The following is a 7442-nucleotide window of genomic DNA, read 5'->3' on the forward strand; positions in this document are numbered from 1 at the left end:
CGCGTCATCTACGACTGGTACTTGGGTGGCGGGGTGGGACTGCTCCAGATCCGTGATCGCCTGAACGCCGATCCCGACCACGACCCGCCGCCGGTCCCCGTCGACCCGACGACGGCACGCGGCGCGTGGAGCCGCTCCAGCGTCTGGGAGGTGCTCCGAAACCCGAAGTACACCGGCTATCAGGTCTGGAACCGCCGAGCCAGAAAGAAGGGACACAACCGGACCAACCCGCCCGAGCTGTGGGTCTGGTCGGAAGAGCCAGCGCATCCCGCGATCGTGAATCGCGAGGAATACGACGCGGTGCAAACACGCGCCAAGGCGAACGAGCGCTCACGGCGGGCTGTGCCCGCCACCATGGCGCGTCCGACGGCCAAGCGTGACTATCTCTACCGAGGGCTGCTCCGCTGCGGCATCTGCGGGCTGCGCATGTGGGGCAACCATCGCCGCCAGACCACCTACTACTCCTGCCAGCCATCCCACCAGAGAGCCAAGGACATCCCGGCGGATCACCCGCCGCACGTGTACCTCAACCAGCAACGTCTGAGCGACACGGTGCTGCCATTCCCTGCCACGGCTCTATTCGGCTCTGAACGCGCGGGCTATTGGCGCGCCTGTCTCGAAGCCGCCGCCGAGCCCGAGCGGACGGCGCCCGCCAAGGAGCGAGCCCAGGAGATCGAAAGCGAGATCGTCGATCTCGAACGACGCCTCACCCGCCAACTCCTCAACCTCGAAGCCGACGACGTCACCCCCGCGCTGCGCCGGCGGATAGGCCAACGCGTCGCCGAAATCGAAGACGCCATCGCCGAACGACGCCAGCGCCTGGCGGCGCTCGCCAAAGAGTCGGCCACAGAGGCGCCCACGTTCGCCGACGTCGCCCCGCTGCTCGACCGGCTGCCAATCCTCGCCACCTCGCTCGACACGGCGCACCCCGCCGAACTAAGGGCGCTTCTCGAATCGCTCCAACTCGACATCATGTTCCAACCAGCCGAGAGCGCCATCGACGTCTCTGTCACCGTCCATGATCCCGGCGACCTGGCAGCGCAGGTGCGCGCGGAGGACTGGTCAGCGCCCCCGGGGTGACTCGAACACCCGACGCACGGTTTAGGAAACCGACGCTCTATCCTCTGAGCTACGGGGGCTAGGCCTGGCGCGAGCGTCGGGCCGAGACCCACCCTGCGCGCTGGATCACGATACTCTCAGGTACCCGGGCTCCCTTCTCGTCGCCGACGCCCCTCATACAGGCAGCCTGTGCGTTCTGGCCGTAGGATCCTTGTTGTGGTCGAGTGGTTCTCGTTCGAGGTCATGAACGGGTCTACGTCCGCCCGACCCTGGTACGAGGCGTACTCGGATCTCTTGGTGGGCCTGGCCCTCTCTCACGGCGCCGTCGACTGGGAGTGCCGTCTTCAGGGCTGGGGGTGCCTGTTCGAGGTCGCCTTCGCCGATGACGACGCCTGGGAGTGCTTCCGCCGGCACCCGACGGTCCAGGCCGCGCTCGACGCCGTCCCGGACCCCGTCAACGGGCTCCTGATCCACCGGGGACGGGGGGGCAGTGCGGGCTCGCGCTGGCCGCGCCGCCCGCGTCCGCTCTCAGGCGCCGGGTCGGCCGCCCTGCCTCTCCCGATCGAGTCCCTGGACGAGGCCGTCTTCGGGCCGGCGGAGAGGCTGCCGATCGCCGCTCTGCCCGACGGTCGGTCCCGTCAGTCACCCCTGCGGACTGTCCCCCTCCGCTGAGCACCTGACCACGAGAGGGGCCGGCCGCGAGCGGCCGGCCCCTCTCTTCGGCCCGAGCGACGACTGGGGGCGCCACACAGGCAATCCTCCTAACGACCCCCTCGGGGAGAACTTGCGGTCGGCCCCCAGAAAGTCGGCCCGAAATCCGGGGCGAGGGATGCCCGGTCAGTCTCTCCCCTCCCGCCACACAGTGTGGTGGGGGTGGACGTCACCGTGGCCGGTCGTCCGGGTCAGGAGGACCCGGTCGATGTCGAACCGGAAGACCAACTGCTGCTCGTCCGGTGACGGGATGTCCTGTCCCGCCCGCTCCTTCACGAACTGGGCGGCCAGGGCGTCCCGGACCCCGGGGTCATCGACCGGCGCGGCCGTGCCGGTCACGAAGAACGCGTCCTCGTTGTCCGGGCAGGGGAACGAATGCAGGGCGTAACGCCCGTCCCGCTCCAGGTCGACCCGCTTGGGCGAGGGAACCAGGAAGGCGAACAATCCCCCATCCAGCACCTGCGGGCAGATGGGATGGACCCGGGGCCCGCCGTCGTGTCGCACCGTGGCCAGGAAGCCGAGTCCGACGCCGAACTGGTAGAGCAGTCCGAGACCGGCCTCGGCGAGGTCGGGCCTCTGCCGGATCAGATCCCCCCAACTCGCCATTCGCCCACGATGTCGGCTGACCCGCCTCGGGGCAAGCCGACCCGCCGAGGGCCCGACGGACCCTCCTACACTCCCGATTCCAACGATCGGGGGACACGATGGCCGAGATCCACGGGACCTGTGACGAGCGCTTTGCCGGAGTCGCGGCCGTGCTGTCGGCCAATCTCGACGGGGGCCTGGACGTAGGTGCCTCGGTGGCCGTCTTCGTGGACGGCCGGCCGGCAGTCGACATCTGGGGCGGATACGCCGACGCCGAGAAGACCCGCCCCTGGGAACGCGACACGATCACCAACGTCTTCTCGACCACCAAGACCATGACCGCGCTCAGCGCGCTGATCCTGGCCGACCGGGGAGAGCTGGACGTCCATGCGCCGGTGGCCCGCTACTGGCCCGAGTTCAAGGCGGCCGGCAAGGAATCCGTGGAGGTGCGCCACCTGCTCGGCCACACCGCCGGGCTGGCGGGTTGGACCGAGGCCCTGGTGCCGGAGGACCTGGCCGACTGGGAGAAGTGCACCTCGCTCCTGGCTGACCAGGCGCCGTGGTGGGATCCGGGGACGGCGTCCGGTTACCACGCCGTCACCCAGGGTTACCTGGTGGGCGAGGTGGTGCGCCGGATCACCGGGATCTCCCTCGGGACCTTCTTCCGCGAGGAGGTGGCCACCCCACTGGGCGCCGACTTCCACATCGGCCTGGCTGCGGAGCACGACGGCCGGGTGAGCCGCCTCATCCCCCATCCGCCGATCGATGTGGAGGCCCAGGCCCAAGGCAGGAAGCTGGCCATCGACACCCTCGCCAACCCGCCGATCACGGGGGAGACGTCCTGGCCCGAGTGGTGGCGCCGGGCCGAGATCCCCGCCGCCAACGGCCACGGCAACGCCCGCTCGGTGGCCGCCGTGCAGTCGATCATGGCCGGGAGAGGTGAGTCGGCCGGAGTGAGGCTCCTGTCCGAGGCCGGGTGCCGGGCGGTGTACGAGGAGCAGTCCAACGGCACCGATCTCGTGCTCGGCGTCCCGCTGCGCTTCGGACTCGGCTACGGGCTGGCCAGCGACTTCATGCCGATCGGCCCGACGGCATGCTTCTGGGGCGGGTACGGAGGATCACTCGTGTATATCGACATGGACACGCGGCTCTGCGTCTCCTACGTGATGAACCGCATGGAGGGCAACCTGGTCGGGGACCGCCGCGGTGCCGACGTCCTGCTGGCCGTCGCCAGCGCCTGCGGCCCGACATGAGCGATCCCGTCCTCCTCGTCGACGTCGCCGACCGGGTGGCACTGTTGACCATGAACCGGCCGCAGTCCCGTAACGCCCTCAACCAGGCCATGCGTGCCGCCCTCGTCGACACAGTGGGCGCCCTGCAGGCCGACCCGGCCGTCGACGTGTTGGTGATCACCGGTGCCGATCCCGCCTTCTCGGCTGGAATCGATCTGAAGGAACTGGGCGGAGGTGAGGGGAGTCCCGCGCCGCTGACCCCGGCGGGGCGCCCCGACATGCGGGGCCCGTTCCGGCCCCGGCGCAAGCTGCTGATCGGCGCAGTGAACGGCGCCGCGGTGACCGGGGGCCTCGAGATCGCCGTCAACTGCGACTTCCTGGTCGCGTCCGAACGAGCCCGCTTCGCCGACACCCACGCCCGGGTCGGCGTCATGCCGGGATGGGGCCTCACCGTCCTGCTCCCGCAGCGTGTCGGGGTGGCTCGGGCCCGGGAGATGAGCGTGACCGGAAACTTCGTCGACGCCGCCACCGCCCTGCAGTGGGGGCTCGTCAACCACGTGGTGGCCCATGAGGAGCTGATTCCTTTCGCCCGGCAGCTGGCCGTCGACGCCACCACCATCGACCAGCGGGCCGTGCAGAGGATGCTGCGGACCTACGACGAGGTGACCTCGACCACGGCGCGGGAGGGCTGGGACATCGAGCTCCAGGTCAGCACCGAGTGGGAGGGCGCCGGCTACGACCGCAGCGAGATCGAAGCGCGGCGCCAGGCGATCGTCGACCGGGGCCGCTCCCAGCTCGGTTCGCAACCTCGGCGATAGGTCACCACTCGAGCCATTCCCGGCCGGCGAGCGACAGGGCCGGTCCTCCCTGGAGGAGCGCCGGTAGCCTTGGGTCATGACCGACGTCGAGGTGTTCGTGGATCCCAGCTGCCCGTGGGCCTGGATCACGTCGCGGTGGGTCAAGGAGGTGGCTCCCCAGCGCGACCTGACTGTGCTGTGGCGCTCGTACTGCCTGGAGATCCGGGACGACTACGGGGTGGCACCCACGATCCCCGAGCACTACCGCCAGGCTGCCCTCGAGGGACACGCCGTCTCGCACCGGATGCTCCGGGTGTTCGAGGCCGCCCGGTCCGAGGCCGGGGAGGACGCCGTCGACCGGCTGTACTCGGAGTGGGGGACCCGCTTCTTCTCCTCGGAGCGGATCCCTGCCGACGAGCTCCTGGAGGTCTGCGTAACGGCGGCCGGGCTGGATGCCGGATTGGTTGCCGCGGCCGGTGAGGAGAAGTGGGACGCCCCCATCGTCGAGTCCATGGAGGTGGCCTACGCCTTCGGCGGACCCAAGACCCAGACGCCGACGATCGTGGTGCGCACCGCCCCTCCCCACGGCTTCAAGGGCCCGGTGATGGCCCCGGCGCCGTCGGGCGCATCCGGGCTTCGTCTCTGGGACGCCATCATGGTCCTGTCGGAGGAGCCCGGCTTCTTCGAGATGACCCGGCCCCGCGCCAACGCCCCGCGGATCAGCGCGACCTGAGGTCGGGGGGCTCCGGCCTCAGCGCAAGCGCGCCGTCCAGGGGCGGCTGGCCGCCGGGGAGTACCGCCTCACCACGCCCGCCGCCTGATGGGCCATGGAGTGGGCCCAGCGGTGGCACGTCTCGCGGGCGAAGCGCTCCTCGTCGACTCCGCGCCCGCGCCCCTGCGCCTGGACGGTCGCCACGGTCACCCCGAGGTCGGCGACCAGCTCGGCGTGCTCAGCGGGAAGGAAGTCGTCGGCCGTGACGAGCACCCAGGGCTGGCTCCCCATGCGCCGGGTCACGCCCCGGAGCAGCTCTGAATCGCCGGCCCGCGCCATACCCAGCTCGGCGGCGGCGGTCGCCGCCCGGCCCCGGCCCTTGAGCTCGGCGGCGATGCGCCGGTTGAGCGAGGCGTCGAGAACCAGCAATCGCTCCGGACCGGGCATCACGCCGCCACCTGCTCGTAGCGGACCACCGCGTGCCACCAGCGGCGGGCGTCCTCCACCTCGTCCCTCGTCAGCCCGTAGTCGTGCATCAGCAGGTCGACGCCCTGTGGTGTCTCGGCCATCCGCGCCGCCAGCTCGGCCGGGACCCGTTTTCCCTTGATGACCGGCCGGCCCGAGAGGCGGTCGGGATCGACCTCGATGTGTCGCAGAGAGGGGATCTCGCGGGCCGCCCAGCCGCCCCGCCCCAGGTAGGCGACCAGGGTCTCCAGGTCCAGCGCGGCGAGGACGGGATGGCCGGACACGAGGTCGGTGTGGACCTCGTCCTCCTCGACCACGATGGTGCGCACCCGCCGTCGGGACGGCCGCTCGCCATCCCCTGCACCCGGCACCAGAAGCCGGGACTGCTGCAGGGGCCAGTTGCTGTCACGCTGGGCCCGCAGCCGGTCAGCAGCGGCCTTGATGGCCCGCAGGCCGGCGCCGCGCGCGACCAGCTCGTGGACGACCATCGCCTCGGCCACGTCCTGAAAGCAGTAGACGCGGGGCGGCCGGGTCGAGCGCGACGAGCGGATGTAGCCCCGGCGGGCCCATTGGCCGATGGTCGTCCCCGACACCCCGGCCAGCCGGCCGGCCTCGTCGGCCAGGTAGTGGCCCCGGGGGCGGCCGGAGGGCGCAGCCATGGTTGGTGATGCTACGGGCCGCCTACTCTCGGCCGTCATGACGACCCCCACCCTGGCCCGCGCCGAGCGCCAGGCCCTCTGTGACCTGCTCACCGAGGCCGGCGCCGATGCCCCGACCCTGTGCGAGGGGTGGACGACGTTCGACCTGGCCGCCCATCTCGTCGTCCGGGAGCGCCGGCCGGACAGCGGCCCGGGCCTGGTGATCCCGGCTCTTGCCCGCTGGACGGAACGGGTCCGTACCGGCGCCAAGCACCGTGGCTACGACACATTGGTCGAGCTGGTCCGGAAGGGACCGCCGGTGTACTCGCCCTTCGCCCTGCCGGGAGCGGATTCCGCCGCCAACAGCGTCGAGTACTTCGTGCACCATGAGGACGTGCGCCGCGCCCGGGCGGGATGGGAGCCCCGCCCGCTCTCTGCCGACGCGGACGAGGAGCTCTGGCGGCGGACCTCCCGCGGTTCCCGCATGGCCTTCCGCAAGGTCGGAGCGGGCGTGGTGCTGCGCCGGCCCGACGGCACGACCCACGTGGCCAAGGCGGGCAGCCCGGCGGTGACGATCACGGGCCCGCCCTCCGAGCTGGTCCTGTTCTCGAGCGGCCGGCGGGCGCATGCCCGGGTGGAGATCGAGGGAGATCCCGGGGCCGTCGAGGCTTTGGCCGCCGCCCAGTTGGGCGTGTGAGACTCGAACCATGTTCATCCTCGCCCTGGTCATAGGCGGACTGATCATCGGCGCCTTCGGCCGGCTGGTGGTGCCGGGGCCCAACCCCATGGGAATCCTCGGGACCGTTGCCGTCGGCCTGGCCGGTTCGGCCGTCGGCGGCGTAATCGGCCGGGTGCTCCTGGGGTGGCGGCGGCGCTATTCGTTGGGCCTGGGGTTCGTCCTGGCGGTGGCGTGCACCGCCCTCATCGTGTACGCCATTCAGAACCGCGGCGGGCGTCGCCCGCGCTACTGACGGGGAGGCGAGTCATGGCGGACCGCGTGGCGGTGAAGGTGTCCGGTGGGGTGGCCGACGTCCGCCTGGCCCGGCCCGACAAGCTCAACGCCCTCGACACCGCCATGTTCGAGGCGCTGGCCCGCACGGGTGAGGAGCTGGCCGCCGACCCGGCGGTGCGCGTCGTCGTGCTGTCCGGGGAGGGCCGGGGCTTCTGCGCCGGGCTCGACTTCAGTGGTTTCCAGGCCATGGCGGGGGGCGGAGGCGGCGACGAGGGGGCCGACCGGGAGGCC

11 protein-coding genes and 1 tRNA gene are annotated in these 7442 nt (G+C 71.3%); 8 read left to right on the top strand and 4 right to left on the bottom strand.

The genetic code is table 11. The features are described from left to right. Positions 1 to 1080 (top strand): recombinase family protein (locus VFW24_13720; protein ID HEX5267822.1); only part of this gene is annotated, 1080 nt, incomplete at its 5' end. Here VFW24_13720 and VFW24_13725 read toward each other — a convergent pair. Then, positions 1067 to 1139 (bottom strand) — tRNA-Arg (locus VFW24_13725). The two genes, VFW24_13720 and VFW24_13725, sit on opposite strands and share 14 nt — an antisense overlap. 136 nt (positions 1140 to 1275) lie before the next feature. On the opposite strand from VFW24_13725, the gene VFW24_13730 reads away from it, so the two are divergent. Next, entirely contained in the window at positions 1276 to 1731 is a 456-nt protein-coding gene (locus VFW24_13730) for a hypothetical protein (GenBank protein HEX5267823.1), read from the top strand. A 165-nt stretch (positions 1732 to 1896) separates the two neighbouring features. On the opposite strand, the gene VFW24_13735 is transcribed toward VFW24_13730, so the two are convergent. Beyond that, positions 1897 to 2376, bottom strand: a complete 480-nt coding sequence (locus VFW24_13735; protein HEX5267824.1) for a hypothetical protein — start codon at positions 2374 to 2376, stop codon at positions 1897 to 1899. Positions 2377 to 2474: 98 nt separating this feature from the next. Here VFW24_13735 and VFW24_13740 point away from each other — a divergent pair, with 98 nt between their 5' ends. From VFW24_13740 to VFW24_13750, 3 genes are all read left to right on the top strand, one after another. Next, positions 2475 to 3608, top strand: coding sequence for a serine hydrolase domain-containing protein (locus VFW24_13740; protein ID HEX5267825.1), 1134 nt, complete (start codon positions 2475 to 2477; stop codon positions 3606 to 3608). Continuing rightward, positions 3605 to 4405 (top strand): enoyl-CoA hydratase, encoded by an 801-nt coding sequence (locus tag VFW24_13745; GenBank protein ID HEX5267826.1) that lies wholly within the window; start codon positions 3605 to 3607, stop codon positions 4403 to 4405. Before VFW24_13740 ends, VFW24_13745 begins: the two co-directional genes overlap by 4 nt. Positions 4406 to 4481: 76 nt before the next feature. Continuing rightward, positions 4482 to 5117, top strand: a complete 636-nt coding sequence (locus VFW24_13750; GenBank protein HEX5267827.1) for a hypothetical protein — start codon at positions 4482 to 4484, stop codon at positions 5115 to 5117. A gap of 18 nt (positions 5118 to 5135) precedes the next feature. On the opposite strand, the gene VFW24_13755 is transcribed toward VFW24_13750, so the two are convergent. Then, entirely contained in the window at positions 5136 to 5543 is a 408-nt protein-coding gene (locus VFW24_13755; GenBank protein HEX5267828.1) for a hypothetical protein, read from the bottom strand. Continuing rightward, positions 5543 to 6220: a DUF433 domain-containing protein gene (locus VFW24_13760; GenBank protein ID HEX5267829.1), complete on the bottom strand. Its 678-nt coding sequence runs from the start codon at positions 6218 to 6220 to the stop codon at positions 5543 to 5545. The genes VFW24_13755 and VFW24_13760 overlap by 1 nt, the downstream gene beginning before the upstream one ends. Before the next feature lie 37 nt (positions 6221 to 6257). Here VFW24_13760 and VFW24_13765 point away from each other — a divergent pair, with 37 nt between their 5' ends. The 3 genes from VFW24_13765 to VFW24_13775 all read left to right on the top strand — a co-directional run. Beyond that, on the top strand, positions 6258 to 6896 hold the full coding sequence (locus tag VFW24_13765; protein HEX5267830.1) for a TIGR03085 family metal-binding protein: 639 nt from the start codon (positions 6258 to 6260) through the stop codon (positions 6894 to 6896). A 10-nt stretch (positions 6897 to 6906) separates the two neighbouring features. Continuing rightward, positions 6907 to 7170, top strand: coding sequence for a hypothetical protein (locus VFW24_13770; GenBank protein HEX5267831.1), 264 nt, complete (start codon positions 6907 to 6909; stop codon positions 7168 to 7170). Positions 7171 to 7184: 14 nt separating this feature from the next. Next, positions 7185 to 7442: enoyl-CoA hydratase/isomerase family protein (locus VFW24_13775; protein HEX5267832.1), on the top strand; the 258-nt coding region annotated here is incomplete at its 3' end.

The organism is Acidimicrobiales bacterium, assembly GCA_036273495.1.
In the GTDB taxonomy this organism is placed as follows: domain Bacteria; phylum Actinomycetota; class Acidimicrobiia; order Acidimicrobiales; family JAJPHE01; genus DASSEU01.